General features: G+C 68.6%; 12 protein-coding genes and 1 riboswitch. Of the genes, 6 read left to right on the top strand and 6 right to left on the bottom strand.

Annotation, left to right across the window (positions count from 1 at the left end; genetic code table 11):
* Window positions 1–37: 37 nt before the first annotated feature.
* From ACODRX_RS07750 to ACODRX_RS07735, 4 genes are all read right to left on the bottom strand, one after another.
* Window positions 38–1360 carry a Glu/Leu/Phe/Val family dehydrogenase gene (locus ACODRX_RS07750; protein ID WP_488870704.1) on the bottom strand — a complete coding sequence of 441 codons (1323 nt, stop codon included), beginning with the start codon at window positions 1358–1360 and terminating at the stop codon, window positions 38–40.
* Window positions 1361–1499: 139 nt separating this feature from the next.
* Window positions 1500–2468, bottom strand: a complete 969-nt coding sequence (locus ACODRX_RS07745) for a Bug family tripartite tricarboxylate transporter substrate binding protein (protein ID WP_488870703.1) — start codon at window positions 2466–2468, stop codon at window positions 1500–1502.
* A gap of 27 nt (window positions 2469–2495) precedes the next feature.
* A complete protein-coding gene (locus tag ACODRX_RS07740; RefSeq protein WP_488870701.1) occupies window positions 2496–5852 on the bottom strand; it encodes a mechanosensitive ion channel domain-containing protein in 3357 nt (1118 codons plus the stop codon).
* 142 nt (window positions 5853–5994) lie between these two features.
* Complete coding sequence (locus ACODRX_RS07735) at window positions 5995–6936, bottom strand: LysR family transcriptional regulator (RefSeq protein WP_488870699.1); 942 nt, start codon at window positions 6934–6936, stop codon at window positions 5995–5997.
* A gap of 95 nt (window positions 6937–7031) precedes the next feature.
* Here ACODRX_RS07735 and ACODRX_RS07730 point away from each other — a divergent pair, with 95 nt between their 5' ends.
* From ACODRX_RS07730 to ACODRX_RS07710, 5 genes are all read left to right on the top strand, one after another.
* Window positions 7032–7478 (top strand): PACE efflux transporter, encoded by a 447-nt coding sequence (locus ACODRX_RS07730; RefSeq protein ID WP_488870697.1) that lies wholly within the window; start codon window positions 7032–7034, stop codon window positions 7476–7478.
* A gap of 107 nt (window positions 7479–7585) precedes the next feature.
* Complete coding sequence (locus tag ACODRX_RS07725) at window positions 7586–7744, top strand: hypothetical protein (protein ID WP_488870695.1); 159 nt, start codon at window positions 7586–7588, stop codon at window positions 7742–7744.
* 55 nt (window positions 7745–7799) lie between these two features.
* A riboswitch (S-adenosyl-L-homocysteine riboswitch) is annotated at window positions 7800–7886 on the top strand.
* A gap of 29 nt (window positions 7887–7915) precedes the next feature.
* Window positions 7916–10675: a methionine synthase gene (gene metH / locus ACODRX_RS07720; RefSeq protein WP_488870693.1), complete on the top strand. Its 2760-nt coding sequence runs from the start codon at window positions 7916–7918 to the stop codon at window positions 10673–10675.
* A gap of 165 nt (window positions 10676–10840) precedes the next feature.
* Window positions 10841–12142 (top strand): type II toxin-antitoxin system HipA family toxin YjjJ, encoded by a 1302-nt coding sequence (gene yjjJ / locus ACODRX_RS07715; protein WP_488870691.1) that lies wholly within the window; start codon window positions 10841–10843, stop codon window positions 12140–12142.
* Window positions 12143–12243: 101 nt separating this feature from the next.
* The gene (locus ACODRX_RS07710; protein ID WP_488870690.1) at window positions 12244–14721 is read left to right on the top strand and encodes a penicillin-binding protein 1A; all 2478 of its coding nucleotides are present in this window, start codon (window positions 12244–12246) and stop codon (window positions 14719–14721) included.
* 36 nt (window positions 14722–14757) lie between these two features.
* On the opposite strand, the gene ACODRX_RS07705 is transcribed toward ACODRX_RS07710, so the two are convergent.
* Together ACODRX_RS07705 and ACODRX_RS07700 are read right to left on the bottom strand one after the other, a co-directional pair.
* Window positions 14758–15369: a M15 family metallopeptidase gene (locus ACODRX_RS07705; protein WP_488870689.1), complete on the bottom strand. Its 612-nt coding sequence runs from the start codon at window positions 15367–15369 to the stop codon at window positions 14758–14760.
* 191 nt (window positions 15370–15560) lie between these two features.
* Window positions 15561–17249: a sigma-54 interaction domain-containing protein gene (locus tag ACODRX_RS07700; protein ID WP_488870688.1), complete on the bottom strand. Its 1689-nt coding sequence runs from the start codon at window positions 17247–17249 to the stop codon at window positions 15561–15563.
* A gap of 162 nt (window positions 17250–17411) precedes the next feature.
* Between ACODRX_RS07700 and ACODRX_RS07695 the strand changes: the two genes are divergently transcribed.
* On the top strand, window positions 17412–18959 hold the full coding sequence (locus ACODRX_RS07695; RefSeq protein WP_488870687.1) for an acyl-CoA carboxylase subunit beta: 1548 nt from the start codon (window positions 17412–17414) through the stop codon (window positions 18957–18959).
* Window positions 18960–18981 lie beyond the last annotated feature (22 nt).

Genomic DNA, 18981 nt, shown 5'->3' with positions numbered 1-18981 from the left:
CCGCGGCTTTTTTCGAAGGGGCCGGTACCTGCCCGCTTTACGGATACAGGCCGCGCATCTCGCGCGCATGCAGCATGCGCTGGCAGGCCACGATGAAGGTGGCGGTGCGCAGCGTCACGCCGTGCTGCTGGGCCACCTGCCAGATGGAGGCGAAGGCCTCCTGCATGATGCGCACCAGGCGGGCGTTGATCTCGTCCTCGCTCCAGAAGAAGCTGGAGAAGTCCTGCACCCATTCGAAGTAGCTCACCGTCACGCCGCCGGCGTTGGCGATCACGTCGGGCAGCACCAGCACGCCCTTGTCGTTGAGGATGTCGTCGGCCTCGGTGGTGGTGGGGCCGTTGGCGCCTTCGATCACCATCTTGGCCTTGATCTGGCCGGCATTGTCCTTGGTGATCTGGCCTTCGAGCGCGGCGGGGATCAGGATGTCGCAGTCCACGCCCCAGAAGTCCTTGGCGTCCATGGCCTCGCCGCCGGCGAAACCGCCCACGCCGCCCTTGGCCGCCACGTGGGCCAGCAGCGCCGGCACGTCGAAGCCCTTGGCATTGCGGATGGTGCCGGTGTGGTCCTGCACGGCCACCACCTTGGCGCCGGCGTCGGCAAACAGCTTGCCGGCCGTGCCGCCCACGTTGCCGAAACCTTGCACGGCCACGCGCGCACCTTCGATGGACAGGCCGGTCAGCTTGGCAGCTTCCACGCCCACGGTGAACACGCCGCGGCCGGTGGCCTCGACGCGGCCCAGCGAACCGCCCAGGTCCACCGGCTTGCCGGTGACCACGCCGGTGGCGGTGGCGCCGGTGTTCATGGAATAGGTGTCCATCATCCAGGCCATGATCTGGCCGTTGGTGTTCACGTCAGGAGCCGGGATGTCCTTGGAGGGGCCGATCAGCAGGCCGATCTCGCTGGTGTAGCGGCGCGTCAGGCGCTCGAGCTCGCCGCGCGACAAGGTCTTGGGATCGACGCGGATACCGCCCTTGGCGCCGCCGTAGGGCACGTTGACCGCTGCGTTCTTGACCGACATCCAGGCCGACAGGGCCATGACTTCGGACAGGGTCACGTCCTGGTGGAAGCGCACGCCGCCCTTGCCGGGGCCGCGGCTCAGGTTGTGCTGCACGCGGTAGCCTTCGTAGTGGGCGATGGTGCCGTTGTCCAGCTCGATCGGCACATCCACGATCAGGATGCGCTTGGGGCGCTTGAGCGTTTCGACCCAGCGCGCCAGGTGACCCAGGTAGGGTGTCACGCGGTCGACCTGCTGCAGGTAGATGCCCCAGGGGCCGAGGTGGTCGGCCTGCAGATAGGACGGCAGCGGGTGTGCTGGGTGCTTCGAGGGCGCGCTTTTGGCGCTGGTCGGTTTGGCGGTCATGGCCAGTCTCGTTGTGGAAAGACCTACAGCTTACGAGTGCGGCCAGGCCTTGTCCAAGGCCGGATGGCAAAGGAATTATGCATTCAATGCATGAGATTGATTAAAAAATAATCAATCCCTGCAGCGCATCCGCATCCGCTCACAGCTGGATGTGCGCCTTGCGGATGATCTCGGCATTGCTATGGCTCTCCTTGCGCAGCAGCGCGGCGAAGGCGTCCGGCGCCAACTGCAGCGGCACGTTGTCGGTGCTGCGCATCAGCTGCCGGATGTCGTCCTGCTGCAACTGGGCGTGGATGGTGCGGGCCAGCTGCTCGATGATGGCGGGCGGCGTCTTGCCCGGCGCCATGAAGCCGAACAGCGAGGTCAGGTTGGCCTCGGGCACGCCGAGCTCGGCCAGCGTGGCGGCCTGCGGCTGGTTGGGCGCGCGCTGCGGCCCGGTGGTGGCCAGCAGGCGCAGCGTGCCTTGCTGCAGCAGGCCGTTGATGGTGCCGAACGGGTTGCCGAGCATGATCTCGAAGTGCCCGCCCACGGCGTCGTTCACCGTCTGGCCCACGCCCTTGTAGGGCACGTGGATCATCCGTATTCCCAGCTGGGCCTGGATCTGCTCCAGCATGATGTGCCCCACCGAGCCTATGCCCGAGGTGGCGAAGCGGATGCTGTCGGGCCGGGCCCTGGCCTGGGCGACCAGCTCGTCCCAGCTCTTGCCGGTGAAGGCCGGGGTGGCCAGCACGTAGACCGGCGAGTACATCATCGGCGCGACCGCGGCGATGTCCTTTTGCGGGTCGTAGGGCAGCTTCATCAGGTGCGGCGACAGCGTGAGCGGGCTGATCGCGCTGAGCGCCAGCAGGTAGCCGTCGGGCTGGGCGCGCGCCATCTCGGCCATGCCCAGCGTGCCGCCGGCGCCGGCCTTGTTCTCCACCACCAGCGGCTGGCCCAGGGCCTTGCCCATCTGCTCGCACAGCTTGCGGCCCACGTTGTCGGTGATGCCGCCCGCGGCGTATGGGATGACGATGCGGATCGGCTTGCTCGGCCAGTGGCCGCCGGTCTGCGCGGTGGCGGCCCAGGGGGCGGCAAGGGCGGCGAGGGCGAGGAGATGGCGTCGTTGCATGCAGGGCTTTCTGGGTGGATGCGGCGCTCAGGCGCCGGACGGGGCGGGTGGATGGGCTGGCGGCGCACCGGCCGGCAGGTCGCGCACGTGGATGTCCATCTGCGGGAAGGCGATCGCGATGCCGGCCGCCGCCAGCCGTTCGTTGATGCGGCGATTGAGGTCGTGGCGCACCTGCAGCCGGTCGCCCACCGTGCCCACATAGGCGCGCAGCTCGAATTTCTGGCCGCTGCCCTCCAGCGCCATGAACCAGCAGTTCGGCGCGGGCTCGCGCAGCACCTGGGGATGCTCGCGGGCAATGGCCAGCAGCATCTCGCGCACCTGCTCCGCGTCGCTGCCATGGGCCACGGATAGATGGATGACCAGGCGGGTGACGTCGTCGCTCAGCGTCCAGTTGGTCACGTCGCTGGTGATGAAGGTCTTGTTCGGGATGACGATTTCCTGGTTGTCGAAATCCAGCACCGTGGTGGCGCGGGTGCGGATGCGCGTGACCGTGCCGGTGTGCACGTTGATGGTGATGACGTCGCCCACGCGAAAGGGCCGCTCCACCAGCAAGATCAGCCCCGAGACGAAGTTGGCGAAGATCTCCTGCAGGCCGAAGCCCAGGCCCACGGTGAGCGCTGCGGCCATCCACTGCAGCTGGCCCCAGCGCAGGCCCAGCAGCGAGAAGGCGGTCACCGTGCCCGCGATGCTGATGATGTAGCGCGCCAGCGTGGCCGTGGTGTAGCGCGCGGAGCTGCTGATGTGCCGCGAGGCCGACAGCATCACCTCCAGCAGGCCGGGCAGGTTGCGCGCCAGGCTGAAGGTGAGCAGCAGGATCAGCACGGCCAGCAGCATGTCCATCAGGCTCACCGGGGCGGCATGGGCCACGCCGTCGCTGCCGGTGTTGGTGGTGTACCAGAGCACCACACCCTCGAAGCGCAGCAGCGCCGGCAGCACCCGCGACCAGGCATAGAGCAGGCTGAGCACGATCAGCACCCGCTGCAGCAGGCCCAGCAGCCGGTGCGCCTGCGTGCTCACCGTGACCAGGGCCATCTGGCTTTCCTCGTCCGGTGGCGGGGCCTTGCCCGCGTCCGCGGGGCCGCCGCTCATGGCCTGGGTGGCGGCTTCGCGCAGCCGGCTCAGCGCCAGGCGCCGCTCGCCCAGCAGCAGCCAGCGCCGCAGCAGGCCGACCACCACCTCGGCCGCGGTCAGGAACACGAAGCTGCCCAGCAGCGCCTGGATGAATTCAGTGGCGGTGTACACATAGCCCAGCGCGGTGCCGACGGCCACGCCGGCCAGCAGCAGCATGAGCGCGCCGGCCAGCCACCGCGCCCAGGCCGGGCCCGGCGGCTGCGCGCCGCGCCGCAAATGGTTCCAGGCCATCCATGCCAGGCCCAGCGCCAGCACCAGGATGGACAGGCGCCCCCAGGTGCTGATGGCGATGTCGTCGTGGCTGAAGAAGGCCATCCCGCCCAGCAGTTCGGTGGGCACGATCAGCCAGGTGGCGCGGCGCACCAGCTGGCGCCGCGCCCGCACGCGCGCGGGCTGCCAGCCGAAATGGGCCAGCGCCAGCCCGCCGGGGCGAAACAGCGCGTTGAGCAGCGTCGCCACGAAGATGAAGTCGCTGAGCTGCTCCAGCGTGCGGCCCAGCGGCTCGAGCGCGGCGCCCTGCGTGTCCGAGGCCTGCATCAGAGCGCCCAGGGCCGCGGTGGCGAAGCTCCAGGGCAGGGCGTACAGCAGGCTCCAGCCCAGCGCGATCAGGCTCAGGCCGAAATGGTCCTGCGCGAAATTGCCCACGCGCTGCGCAATCGCGTGCAGCCGCCGCGATGCATAGCGGCGCAGCCCGAGCAGCAGTGCCACGACCGTGGCGATGGCGCCATAGGCCAGGGGATCTTCCGCCACGCTGGCCGCCAGCGCGCGGGTGGTGGCCCACGGCGAGCTGTTCGTGAGGGACGGGCCGTCCTGCAGCGTGGCGCGCCATTCTTGCAGCCAGGTGGCGTCCATGGCCCTGTGGCTGGGGAACCATAGCAGCTCCTTGTCCATCACCTGCACCAGCTCGCCGCTGCTGCGCAGCGCCGACTGCAGCATGTCGTCGGTCTGCTCCAGCACCGCGATGCGGCGCAGCAGCACCGGCTGCAGCTGGTCGACCAGCGCGAGCTGGCGGCCCATCAGCGCAGTCCGCTGGGCGGCGGTGCCGGCGTCGTCCGCATCGGGCTGCGCCGCCACGCCATCGGCCTGGGCGGCGGCCGGGGCCGTGCCGTTGAGGTTGAAGCGCCATTCGTTGGAGTTGAACAGCGCCAGGCGCAGTTCGGCCAGGTGGCGCTGTATGTTCTTGCGCCGGGCCTTGACCGCGTTGTCCGTGGGCAGCGCCATGCGCTGCCTCCACAGCCACTGGCCCACGGTGGCGCCGGTGCCGCCCAGGCGCAGGCGGGCCTGGGTGTCGCGCAGCGCCGAGGCGAGCTGGTCGCGGCGGTATTCGTCGCTCGCCAGGGTCTGGCGCTCCTGGGCCAGGCGGTTGGTGTAGTCCAGTATTTGCGCGGCCAGCGCGGCGTTGCGCTGCGCCAGCTCGCGCAGCGCGGGGTCGGCCGCGCCGGCCTGGGCGGCCGCTGCATCGGCGGCCTCCTTGGCCTGCTGCTCCAGCTGCTGGCGGCTGCGCTCGGCAATGCGCTGGTTCAGCCAGGCCACGCGCGGCGTGCGCTCCAGCAGTTCGAGGCGGCGCGATTGCAGCTGCACGTCCAGCAGGCGCTGGCGGGCCTCGACGGTGGCCTGCTCCTCCTGGCGCAGCGCCAGCTCCAGCGTGGCGCGCCGGTGTTCGGCGCTGCGCCGCAGCTGGCGGGCCTGGGTGAGCGCGGCCGGCTCGCCGGGCTCGGCCGTCACCGGCTCGGCGCTTTCCTGCACGCGCCGCTGCAGCAGCGGCAGGTCGGCCCGCGCCGGGCCGGGCTGCGATACCAGGTCGGCCTGGTCGGCCGCGGTCTTCTCGATGCCGGTCTTGAGCGCCGCGATGGCCTGGCGCTCGTCGGCCAGCAGGCGTTCGAGCACATCCATGCCGGCATTGGCCGGAATGCGCTCCTTCCAGCGCTCGAACAGGCCGGCCAGCTCCGCGTCGCTCAGCGGCGCGGGCGCCGCGGACACAGGGGCTTGCACCCGGGCGCGCAGGCGGTCGAGCTCCTGCGCCAGCGCGTCGGCCTCCTTGGTGGCGGCATCGGCCGCATCCAGCTGGGCCTGGACTGCCTTGCGGCGCTCCTCGTCCAGGCTGGGGCTGCTCAGGCTGGCGCGCAGCGCACCCAGCGCGCCCGCCTGCGTGGGCAGGCGGGGCGTGGAATCGGGCTGCGCGGCGCTGGCCAGCAGCGGCAGCAGCGCGCCCAGCAGGGCCAGCCTGGCAAGGCGGGGCAGCGCAGAAATCAAAGCCCGGATGGCCTGCATCGATACCATTTCAGCGTAGGGAGACCTGTGCAACTGTACGCCATGCCAAGCAGGCAGTCATTGTTATAAAAATGATAGCTGTAAGCGATTGATACATAAGGGGTATGGCTTGATTTTTCTTGAATCAAGCGGCGCCGCCCATCCATTGTCGTGCCAGCTGCACGTAGCGGCGCGCGGCCAGCCCCTGCGGATGCTCCCGCGACCAGACCACGTCCACATGCAGGCTGACGCCATTGCTCAGGTTCTCGAACTCGATCGCCACCAGCGCGCCCGACTGCACCGAGGGCTGGATCAGCTGGCGCGGCAGCAGGCCCCAGCCCAGGGCGGCGCAGATCATGCTCATGGCCGCCCAGTGGTTGTCGGTGCGCCAGATGTCACGGGCGTAGGCGAGGCGGCTGTCCGTCACGCTCCAGTCGCGGCTAGCCACCACGATCTGGCGCGTGTTCACGAGATGGTGCTCGCGCAGCAGCACCGGCGCGCCGCCATCCGTCGGGTCCGCCGGGCTTGCGTGGCCCGCCCTGGCGGCCTGCATCACCGGATGGCTGGGCGCGATGACCGCGAGCAGCGTGTCTTCGCCGATCTCCTGGAAGCCCTCGCGCCCGTCGATGCTCGGGCGCTCGAACACGATGGCCAGCTGGGCGCGGCCGCTGTGCAGCATGGCCATCGCATCGGCCTGCGGCGCGGTCAGCACCTCGACATTGAGCTGCGGGTATTCGCTGGTGAGGGTGGCGAGCGGCACCGTCCACGGCGCGGACAGCAGCTCGGGCGCGATGGCCAGCGTCAGCCGGCTCTCCAGCCCCTGCTCCAGCGCCAGCGCATGCGTGTTGAGCTGCTGCAGCTGGGTGGCCAGCAGCCGGGCCTGGGGCTCCAGCGCCCGGGCCGCGGGCAGCGGCACCGGCTCGCGGCCGCTGCGCTCGAACAGCGGCAGGCTCAGCTCCGCTTCCAGCTGGGCGATGCACATGCTCACGGCCGAAGGCACCCGCCCCAGCGCCCGCGCGGCGGCCGAGAACGAGCCCCGGTCGAGCACGGCCAGGAAGACCTGGATGTTGTCAGAAGTAAAGGCCATGGTGAAGGAGTGCGGTTTATCTATCAATATAAATGAAAGATTATGACTTTATATTTCAGTATTGTGGATATACCATGCCGGCCATGTCAACACAAATGCTATCCAAACCCGTTCTCTGGTCGCTGCAGGGGCCGATGCGCCGCGTCGCCTACATGGGGCTGTACGAGTTGATCGCCGTCGTGGTCGCCACCGCCGGGCTGGCCGCCGCCACTGGCCAGGGCGCCCTGCATTCGGGCGCGATCTCGGTGGTGTCGTCGGCCATCGCCCTGGTCTGGAACCTGGTGTGGAACACGCTCTTCGAGCGCTGGGAAGCGCGCCAGAGCGTGCGCGGGCGCAGCCTGGGCCGGCGCATCGCGCATGCCCTCGGCATGGAGGGCGGCCTGGTCTTCATGCTGGTGCCGCTGTTCGCCTGGTGGTTCCAGGTGTCGCTGTGGGAGGCGCTGGTGATGGATATTGGCCTGCTGCTGTTCTTCCTGGTCTATACCTTCGTCTTCAACTGGTGTTTCGACCGGGTGTTCGGCCTGCCGGCCGCGGCCCAGTAAGCGGTGTGGCGAGGAAATGGCGCGGGACAGCTGTTACCTCCGGTCACGCCGCGCGGGCCCGGCTGTGATTAGACTCGCAGCCCGATGAATGCAAGATGGGAGTGTTCATGGATCCGATAGACAGCCGCCAGGCCAGCACCGGCAGCGAGCCGGGCGGCATGCCCTGGGACCAGCTGTTGCGCGCCGAGATGATTGCGCAGGCCATCTGGGCCGTGGTTTTCGGCGCGGGCACCATCGCCGCGATCATGCTGCTGGGCAGCAAATAGCCCTGGCTTGGCCATGCTCCCGCAGCGCCCTGGGGAGCGCGCTAAAATGGCGCTCCCCTCCGAGGAGCGTTGCAGCGCCCGTGCCTTGAGCCCGGCGTCAGGCTCGGAGGCAGCCTGGTATCCGCAACGACGCTCACCTGTTGAGATGCCCTGAAAACACAGGTGAGCCGTATGTCTGCCGCAGTCCCCACGTCGCCCATTTCCGTTCCCCCCATGCGCCTGTCGGGCCTTGAGCCCGTGTTGATTGGCGAGGGCACGCTGTTCGTCAACGTGGGCGAGCGCACCAACGTCACCGGCTCCAAGGCCTTTGCGCGCATGATCCTGGGCGAGCAGTACGAGGAGGCGCTATCGGTGGCGCGCCAGCAGGTGGAAAACGGCGCCCAGGTGATCGACGTGAACATGGACGAGGCCATGCTCGACAGCAAGGCCGCGATGGTGCGTTTCCTGAACCTCATCGCTTCCGAGCCCGACATCGCCAAGGTGCCGGTGATGGTGGATTCGTCCAAGTGGGAAGTGATCGAGGCCGGCCTGCGCTGCCTGCAGGGCAAGGGCATCGTCAACTCCATCTCGATGAAGGAGGGCGTGGACAAGTTCAAGCACGAGGCCAAGCTGATCAAGCGCTACGGCGCCGCCGCGGTGGTCATGGCCTTCGACGAGCAGGGCCAGGCCGATACCTACCAGCGCAAGATCGCGATCTGCGAGCGCGCCTACCGGGTGCTGGTCGACGAGGTGGGCTTCGCGCCCGAGGACATCATCTTCGACCCCAACATCTTCGCCGTGGCCACGGGCATCGAGGAGCACAACAACTACGCGGTCGAGTTCATCGAGGCCACGCGCTGGATCAAGCGGCATCTGCCGGGCGCCAAGGTGAGCGGCGGCGTGTCGAACGTCTCCTTCAGTTTCCGCGGCAACGACCCGGTGCGCGAGGCCATCCATACCGTGTTCCTGTACCACGCCATCCAGGCGGGCATGGACATGGGCATCGTCAACGCCGGCATGGTCGGCGTCTATGACGACCTGGAGCCCGAGCTGCGTGAGCGCGTGGAAGACGTGGTGCTGAACCGCCGCCCCGACGCCGCCGAGCGCCTGCTGGAGATCGCCGAGGCCGCCAAGGGCGCGGCCAAGGACGACAGCAAGAAGCTCGAATGGCGCGGCACGCCCGAGCACCCCAAGACCGTGGGCGAGCGCCTGTCGCACGCGCTGGTGCACGGCATCACCGATTTCATCGTCGCCGATACCGAAGAGGCCTACCAGCAGATCGTGGTGCAGGGCGGCGGCCGGCCGCTGCATGTGATCGAGGGCCCGCTGATGGACGGCATGAACATCGTCGGCGACCTGTTCGGCGCGGGCAAGATGTTCCTGCCCCAGGTGGTCAAGAGCGCGCGCGTGATGAAGCAGGCGGTGGCCCACCTGATTCCCTACATCGAGGAAGAAAAGCGCCAGCAGGAGGCCGCGGGCATGGACGTGTCCAGCAAGGGCAAGATCGTCATCGCCACCGTCAAGGGCGACGTGCACGACATCGGCAAGAACATCGTCACCGTGGTCCTGCAGTGCAACAACTTCGAGGTCATCAACATGGGCGTGATGGTGCCCTGCCACGAGATCCTGGCGCGCGCCAAGGCCGAGGGCGCGGACATCATCGGCCTGTCGGGCCTGATCACGCCCAGCCTCGAAGAGATGCAGTACGTCGCCGGCGAGATGGACAAGGACGACTACTTCCGCATCAAGAAGATCCCGCTCCTGATCGGCGGCGCCACCTGCTCGCGCGTGCACACGGCCGTGAAGATCGCGCCCAAGTACGACGGCCCGGTGGTCTACGTGCCCGATGCCTCGCGCAGCGTCAGCGTGGCCCAGAGCCTGCTCGGCGAGAACAAGCGGGAATACCTGGCCGAGGTGATGGCCGACTATGACAAGGTGCGCCACCAGCACGCCAATAAGAAAAAGACTCCGCTGTGGCCGCTGGACAAGGCCCGCGCCAATGCCACCGTGCTCGACTTCGCCGCCCACCCGCCGGTGGCGCCGCGCGCGCTGGGGCGGCGCGTGTTCAAGAATTTCGACCTGGCCGAGATCGCCCAGTACATCGACTGGGGCCCGTTCTTCCAGACCTGGGACCTGGCCGGGCCCTACCCAGCCATCCTCGACGACGAGATCGTCGGCGAGGAGGCGCGCAAGGTGCTGGCCGATGCCAAGGCCATGCTCAAGAAGATCATCGAAGGCCGCTGGCTCACCGCCAACGGCGTGATGGCCTTGTACCCCGCCAACCGCGTGGGCGACGACATCGTGTTCTACAGCGACGAATCGCGCAGCACCGAGCTGATGACCTGGTACGGCCTGCGCCAGCAGACCGAAAAGCAGGTGATCGATGGTGTGATGCGCCCCAGCCGTTGCCTGTCGGACTTCGTGGCTGGCAAGGACTCGGGCATTGCCGACTACGCCGGCCTGTTCGCCGTCACGGCCGGCATCGGCGCCGAGAAGAAGGACAAGGAGTTCCAGGACGCGCTGGACGACTACTCCGGCATCATGTTCAAGGCCCTGGCCGACCGCCTGGCCGAGGCCTTCGCCGAATGCCTGCACGAGCGCGTGCGCAAGGACCTGTGGGGCTACGCGGCCGATGAGCGGCTCAGCAACGAGCAGCTCATCAAGGAGCAGTACCAGGGCATCCGCCCCGCGCCCGGCTACCCGGCCTGTCCGGACCACACCGCCAAGACCGATCTGTTCAGGCTGCTCGACGCCAAGGAGATCGGCATGGAGCTGACCGACAGCCTGGCCATGTTCCCGGCCTCGAGCGTCAGCGGCTTCTACCTGGGCAGCCCCGAAGCCACCTACTTCAACGTGGGCCAGATCGGCGAGGACCAGGTGGAGGACATGGCCGCGCGGCGCGGCATGGATGTGGCCGAGCTGCGGCGGCGGCTGGCGCCGAACCTGGGCTGAGGCAAGAGCCCCCTCATGGAGGGGCGGCGACCACATGCAATCGCGAGCGTGGGGTGCTATTTTCTATTCATTCAATCGTCTATCCAGTGGTAGAGGTCATTGAATTTTCAGAAAAAAAATGAATTGATTTATATTCATTGATCTATTCATTCTGACATTCATCCAATGGGCGCATCTGCCATTCCCCACGCCGATGCCATGCTGGCGGCGCTGCGCAGAAGCGGTGCCCCCATGCGCAGCGCCGATCTGCAGCGGCAGCTGGGCATCAGCCAGCCCACCGCATCGCGGGCGCTGGCGGCGCTGGTGCTGGCCGGGCAGGCCTGCAAGCTGGGCCAGGGGCGTGGCCTGCGATACGGCCTGCCGCGCCACATCGGCGGGTTGGGGCATTCCATTGCCGTGGCCCAGGTGGACCGCCAGGGGGGCGTGCAGTCCCTGGGCAGCCTGCTGGCGCTGCAGGGCGGAGGCTTCTGGGTGGAAGGCGAGGCGCTGCGCAAGCCATTGGGCGGCGAGGCCTATCACGACGGCCTGCCCTGGCTGGTCCAGGATATGCGGCCACAGGGTTTTCTGGGCCGCAGCCTGGCCCGAGTCCATGCCGGGCACAGCCTGGGGCCCGATCCGCGGCAATGGAGCGATGACGACTTGCTGCGCGCCATTGGCGCCTGGGGCGATGACCTGCCTGGCAATCTCATCGTGGGCGAGGCGGCACTGCAGCGCCACCTGCAGGGCAGCCGTTCCCCCTTGCCGCTGGCCGCGCCCGAGGACTATCCGGCCTTGGCCGCCGCGGCCATGGCCGGCGCCGTGCCGGGCTCCAGCGCGGGCGGCGAGCAGCCCAAGTTCTGCTGCCTGGATGGGCAGGGGCGCAGCTGGATCGTGAAGTTCTCGCCGGCTGGCGACAACCCCGTGGCGCAGCGGGTGCGGCATCTGCTGCGCTGCGAGCATCTGGCGCTGCAGGTGCTGCGCGAGGCGGGGCAGCCGGTCGCGCTCACCCGGTGCTTCGAGCGCGAAGGCCGTGTGTTCATGGCTGCACTGCGGTTTGATCGAACGGCGCCCGATCTATCAGGCCATGCCTATGCGCCGGGCCGCATAGGCATGGCCTCGCTGCAGGCCTACAACGCTGAATATGCGGGTCCGGTGGACCAATGGGCCAGGACTGCGCAGCGCCTGCGCGAGCGTGGCCTGCTCAGCGGGCAGGCTGCCCGCAGCCTGAAGCTCTGGGACGCGTTTGGCCAGCTGATCGCCAATACCGACCGGCACTATGGCAATGTCTCGTTACTGTGGGATGGGCGCCGCTGGGCGTTGGCGCCTTGCTACGACATGTTGCCGATGCGCTTCATGCCGGTGCAAGGCGAGGTGCCGGCCTGGGAATGGGACATGCAGGCGGTGCAGCCCAGCGCGGCGACGCTGGAGGTCTGGCCCGACGCGCAGGCATTGGCGCGCAGGTTCTGGGCGCAGGTGCCGCCGGCATAGTTGCAGCGCTTGTTACAGTTGGCTGCGTCAATATCCCGTAAATCCAAACCCCTGCGGAATGCTGCTGCCGCACAATGGCGCAGGTTTTCAGTCTGAGTAGTATGCGTTTTCTCGAAAAGGTGCCGGCGCTGGCGCGCCGCGGATGGCAATGGCTGCGCAGCCGCGGCAAAAAGCAGTGGCTGCTGATGGCCGCCGCGCTGCCGGCATTGCTGCTGCTGTACGTGCTGGTGCTGATCCCGTTCACACCGTCGATCAGCGATATCAAGAAGGCCAAGCTGGAGGCGCCCACACAGCTGCTGTCGGCCGACGGCAAGGTGCTGGCCCAATATCGCCGCTCCAACCGCGAATGGGTGGCGCTGAAGGATATCTCGCCCAATGTCATCAATGCGCTGATCGCCACCGAGGACCACCGCTTCTACCAGCACCATGGCCTCGACTGGCGGCGCACGCTGGCGTCGGTGGTGCACACCGCCACCGGCCGGCCGCAGGGCGGCTCCACCATCACGCAGCAGCTGGCGCGCAACCTGTTTCCCGAAGAGGTGGGGCGGGCGCGTTCGCTCAACCGCAAGCTCAAGGAGGCGATCACCGCCTTCAAGATCGAGTCTTCGTACTCCAAGGATGAGATCCTGGAGACCTACCTCAACACTGTGCCCTTCCTGTACAACGCCTTCGGCATCGAGATGGCGGCACGCACCTATTTCGACAAATCGGCCGACGAGCTGAACGTACAGGAGGCCGCCACCCTGGTGGGCATGCTCAAGGGCACGAGCTACTACAACCCGGTGCAGAACCCCGAGCGCGCCAAGGAGCGCCGCAACACCGTGCTGGCGCAGATGTACAAGCACGGCAAGCTCAGCGACATCGAGTTCGGCGCGCTCAAGACCCGGCCCATCAAGCTCGACTTCGAGCGCCAGGACGAAACCGTGGGCAGCGCGCCGCATTTTGCGCAGCAGCTGCGCAAATGGCTGATCGACTGGGCCGACGCGCACGACTACAACATCTATGCCGACGGCCTGGTGGTGCACACCACCATCGACTCGCGCGTGCAGGCCTGGGCCAACCAGGCGGTGGCGCGCCAGGGACAGCAGCTGCAGAAGATTGCCAACGGCCTGTGGGGGCCGCGCAGCCAGTGGAATGCCAAGAACCCGCAGCTGGCCAGCTTCGTGCGCGAAAGCGCGGCCTACCGCCAGGCGCTGCAGGGCGGCGCCGACAAGGACGAGGCGCTCAAGGCCTTGCTGGCCGACGGCGACTTCATGGCCAAGCTGCGCGAGGAAAAAACCCGCGTGCAGGCCGGCTTCATGGCCATGGACCCGCGCAACGCCCATGTGCTGGCCTGGGTGGGTAGCCGCGACTTCGCGCTCGATCCGTTCGACCATGTCGCGCAGGCGCGGCGCCAGCCGGGCTCCACTTTCAAGCCCTTCGTCTACGGCGCGGCCCTGCTCAATGGCGCGGTGCCCAGCGACACGCTGATGGACCAGCCCGTGGACATCGTGCTCGCCGGCGGCCAGCACTGGCGGCCCAGCGACGGCGGCCCGCCATCCAACCAGCCGATGACGCTGGCCGACGGCCTGGCCTACTCCAAGAACACCATCACCGCCCAGGTGATGATACAGGTCGGCCCCGCCAAGGTGGCCAAGCTGGCCACCGCGCTGGGCGTGCGCCAGAGCCCGCTGGAGAGCGTGCCGGCGCTGGCGCTGGGCACCAGCCCCGTCACGCTGCAGGAGATGGTGACCGCCTACACCACGCTCGCCAATGGCGGCGGCTACCGGCCGCCGGTGATGGTCACCAGCATCACCGACCGCAACGGCCAGGTGCTGGAAGAGTTCGCGCCGCCCGATACCCAGCTGGCGCTGGATGTGGGCGTGGACTACGCGCTGGTGGACATGATGCGCGGCGTGATTGCGCGGGGCACCGGCCAGGGCGTGCGTCGCTGGGGCGTGCAGGGCGACTGGGCCGGCAAGACCGGCACCACGCAGGACAACACCGACGGCTGGTTCATGCTCATCCACCCGCAGTTCGTCGCGGGCGCCTGGGTCGGCTTCAACGACGGCCGCATCACGCTCAACGACTACTGGGGCCAGGGCGCGCACAGCGCGCTGCCCATCGTGGCCCAGGTGGCGGCACAGGCGCAGCGCGCCAAGCTGGTCGATACCGGCGCCCGCTTCGAGAAGCCGGCGGAGAACAACACCTTCGTGCAGCGTTTGCGCAGCTGGCTGCTGGGTTTTTCGACCGACAGCCGCCCGCAACCCGATCCGTTCGAGCATCCGCCCGCGGTGCAGGGCGGCGACAAGCTGCCGCCGGTGATCGATGACGAGCCCAAGCCCATCAACCGCCGCAGCGGTGGCGGCGAGGGGGACTTTGTGTTCGAGACCGCCCCTCCTGCGCCGAATGCCATTGCACCGCCCAGCCCGGTGCCGGTGCAGCAGGGCGTGGTGGTGCCCGGCGCACCGCCGCCCGACGCAGCCCGGCCGCCAGCCGGCGCCGATGGCATCGTATGGCGCCGGGCCACGCCCGAGCCCGAGGCGGCGGGCAGCCCGGGTGATGCCGGCATTGCGGCCAGCGAACTGCAGGCGCGATAGTTTGGGCGGCCTGCCAGGCCAGTACGTCGGCACAGGCTACGCCGCATACACCGGCTGGCCCGCCGCGCGCCGCCGGCGCAGCTCGGCCAGCATCTGGCTCTCGGAAAGCGGTAGCGCCCACACCGGCCGCAACTGGAAATGCGGCTGGTCGACGATGGACTTCCAGTTGCCGCCCCATTCCAGCCCCAGATCCATGCCCAGCGCGCCCACCGCCTTGTACTTGGCCGAATCGCCCAGGTAGCGGTTGCCCTCGAACACCCCCACGTCGAACGCGATGCCGAAATTGTGGTTCGAGTAGCCGCCGCGGGCCTTGGTGACGACGCTCCCAGGCGCGCTGCGCCCCTGCGCATACAGCGCATCCTGCTCCTCGTAGCTGCGCAGGCCGCTGATGATCCTGATGGTGATGCCCGCCGCCGCTGCCTTCTGCACCAGGGCGCGGGCCATGGGCCGCACCTCGGGCAGCAGCGTGGCGAGTGTTTTCTCGCTGCGCTCATCCACGAGGGTGATGGCTTGCGCGGGGGGCTGCCCATCGATCTTCTTTTGCACCAGCCGGGCATAGATGGCACCCCAGGTCTGGGGCCCGGCCTTGCCGTCCACGTCCACGCCCAGCGCCTCTTGCACGGCGGCGATCATCTCTTCGATACGCATGCTGGTCTCCTTGAACAGGTCTTTGTAGCGGCGAGACGCCATTGCAGGTCGGGAAATTGTCCACCTTCTGCAGCTCTTGAGCCAGCCCGTGGTTGCCGGCATTGGCCCACCGGTGTCGCAGGGGCTGGGTGGATGCGCGCAATCCTGATGGTCGCAAGCTTGGCATTGCGCTGAGCGCGCTTCGGTTAAGCCTACCCCAGCGCCGCCAGCACCTTGTAGAGGTAGGAGCGCGAAATCCCCAGCTCCTGCGCGGCCTGCTTCTTGTTGCCGCCGCAGCGGGCGATGGCCGCGAGGATGGCGCCGTGCTCCAGTGCCTTGAGGGGCGCGGCTGCAGGCAGCGGCCCGGCCGTGGCCAGCGGGGCGGGCGGTGCGGTGCTTGTCAGCGGGTCTTCGTGGCGCGCAAAGCTGCCCACCGTCAGCACCTGGCCATCGCAGAACACCAGCGCTTCCTCGACCCGCTGGCGCAGCTGGCGTACGTTGCCAGGCCAGGATTGCCGTGCCAGGTAGCCCGTGACATCCGGCGCGATGCGCGGCACGGCGATGCCGTTGCGCTCGCAGAAGGACTGGGCAAAGCGCTGCACCAGCGCCGGTATGTCCTCCAGGTGCTGGCGCAGCGCGGGCACGCGCAGCACCACGCCGCTCAGGCGGTAGAACAGGTCGAGGCGAAAGCGCCCGCCGTCGATCAGGGCGCGCAGGTCGCGGTGCGTGGCCGCCACGATGCGGAAATCCACGCGCCGCCCCGCCTGCCCGCCCAGGCGCTGCACATGCCGGTCTTCCAGCACGCGCAGCAGCTTGACCTGGATCTCCATCGGTATGTCGGCCACCTCGTCGAGGAACAGCGTGCCGCCCTCGGCCTGCTCCAGCTTGCCGGGCTGGCCCTGCTTGCGGCCGCCGGTGAAGGCGCCGGCCTCGTAGCCGAAAAGCTCGGATTCGATCAGCGTCGCCGGCAGCGCGGCAAGGTTCAGGCTCACCAGCGGCGCCTGGGCGTCGCGCCCGCGTGCATGCAGGGCCTGGGCCACCAGTTCCTTGCCGCTGCCGCTTTCGCCGAGGATGAGCACGGGCACGTCCAGCGGCGCCACCGCATCGATCTCGCGCGCCAGGCGCTGCATGGGCGCGCTGCTGCCCACCAGCGCGCCTGAGGCGGGGCCGCGGCGCAGCTGGTGGAGCTCGCGCTTGTAGTGCTGCACCTCGTCGTGCAGCTGGTTCAGGCGCTGCTGCATGCGGTTGAGGGCCTGCACGCCGCTGAAGCTGACCTGGCCCACCGCGCCCACCACGGCGCCGCCCTCGAAGACGGGCAGGCGGTTGACGATGCGGGTCACGCCGGAGCCGAGCTGCTGCAGCTCGCCGATCTCGGCCTTGCCGCTGCGGGCCACTTGCGGCAGCCGCGAGTTGGGAATCACCTCCTCGGCCCTGCGGCCCATGGCCGCGCCCGGCGCCAGCCCGAAGAATTTCTCGTGCACCGGGCTGATGTAGCGCATCAGCCCCTCGCGGTCGGCCACGGTGACCGCCTGGTACGGGTTGGTGAGGAACATGTTCAGGATGGCGAATGCAAAGGGCACGGCCGCCACGAAATCGAGCAGCGCGGCCGATTCGTCGGCCGGGCGCACCAGGGCGATTTCCAGCGCCTCGTCGCCCAGCGTCACCACCGCATAGCGTGCATTTGCGCCGCGCGCGCCCGGCACCTCCACATGGAACAGCGTGCCCGGGCTCGGTCCACCCAGCCCAGCCGGTTCAAGCGGCGCGCGTGCGGCCCGCGCCTCGGCCACGGCGGCGCCCAGCAGCGGATCGTTTGCCAGCCCGAGCCGCGCCAGGGGAGCGGGTTCGCCGCGCCGCCAGACGAGGGCGCCCAGGCGCTGGTCGGAAACAAAGGCTGTGTGCATGGCGAGAGAGCAGTGTTTTTGTGGTGGACACATTGTCTTCGGTGTTCATGCATGTGTCTACTGCGAGGACACATGTTTTTTGGGCTGAAAAAATCACAACAAAATCAATGTGTTGCAATCTGGCATGGCTTGTGCATTGCTCTTCGCACAGGAGGCAATGACATGAGCTGGCAACCCGAAGTGGATGAGATCGCCTACCGCCGCGCGCTGGCGGCGAAGCTGGGCGGAGACGACAAGGTGGCGCGCCACAAGGCGGCGGGCAAGCTGACGGTGCGCGAGCGCATCGCGGCCTGCACCGATGGGGATTCCTTCGCCGAGGTGGGCTCGCTCACCGGCTCGGGCCAGTACGACAGCCTGGGCCGGCTGGTGGAGTTCACGCCGTCCAACCTGGTGATGGGCCGTGCCCGCATGGGCGGCCGGCCGGTGGTGGTGGTGGGCGACGACTTCACGGTGCGCGGTGGTGCCAACGACGGGGCCGTGGGCGACAAGCTGATCTTTGCCGAGAAGATGGCGCACGACCTGCGCCTGCCCATGGTGCGCCTGGTCGACGGCACGGGCGGCGGCGGCTCGGTGCGCAACATCGAGACCAAGGGCTATACCAGCGTGCCGACCATGAAGGTCTGGAGCCAGGTGGTGCAGAACCTGTCCACCGTGCCGGTGGTGTCGCTGGCGCTGGGCTCGGTGGCCGGCATGGGCGCGGCGCGCGTGGCCTCCAGCCACTATTCGGTCATGGTCAAGGGCACGGCGCAGCTGTTCAATGCCGGCCCGCCGGTGGTGGCGCGCATCGGCCAGAACGTGACCAAGGAAGAGCTGGGCGGCAGCCAGATCCACACGCGCAATGGCGTGGTGGACGACGAGGTGGCCACCGAGCAAGAGGCCTTCGAGCGCGTGCGCCGCTTCCTGTCCTATCTGCCCTCGTCGGTGTACGAGCTGCCCGCGCGCGCAGAGGCGGGCGACGACGCGGCGCGGCGCGACGAGTGGCTGCTGTCGGCCATCCCGCGCGACGGCCGCAAGGTCTACAAGATCCGGCCCATCGTCGAATGCCTGGTGGACCAGGGCTCGTTCCTGGAGGTGGGCCGGCAGTGGGGCCGCGCCATCGTCACCGGCCTGGCGCGCATCGATGGCTGGCCGGTGGCCGTGGTGGCCAGCGATCCGTATTTCTACGGCGGCGGCTGGGACGGCCCCTCGGCCGAGAAGTTCACCCGCTTCGTCGACCTGGCCCAGACCTTCCACCTGCCGGTGGTCAACCTGGTGGACATCGCGGGCTTCCAGATCGGCGTGGAGGCCGAGAAGGCCGGCATCATGCGCTACGGCGTGCGCGCGCTGGCCGCCGTCTACCAGGCCACGGTGCCCTGGTGCAGCATCATCGTGCGCCGCGCCTACGGCGTGGCCGCGGCCGGCCACCAGCACATGGGGCGCTTCAACTTCCGCTATGCCTGGCCCTCGGCCAACTGGGGCTCGCTGCCCATCGAGGGCGGGCTGGAGGTGGCCTACAAGGCCGAGATCGAGGGCGCCGACGACCCGGTGCAAAAGCGCGCCGAGATCGAGCAGCGCGTGCGCAGCCTGACTTCGCCCTTCCGCACCGCCGAGGCCTTCGGCATCGACGAGGTGATCGACCCGCGCGACACGCGCCGGCTGCTGTGCGAGTTCGCCAACCTGGCCGCGCCGCTGCGCGAGGCGGGCGCGCCGCATTTCGGCATGCGCCCCTGATCGCATATAACCCAAGGAGACA

The organism is Comamonas sp. FG99 (assembly GCF_057808605.1).
Note: the sequence above shows the minus strand (reverse complement) of the source record. Positions and strands in the feature narration are given on the sequence as shown.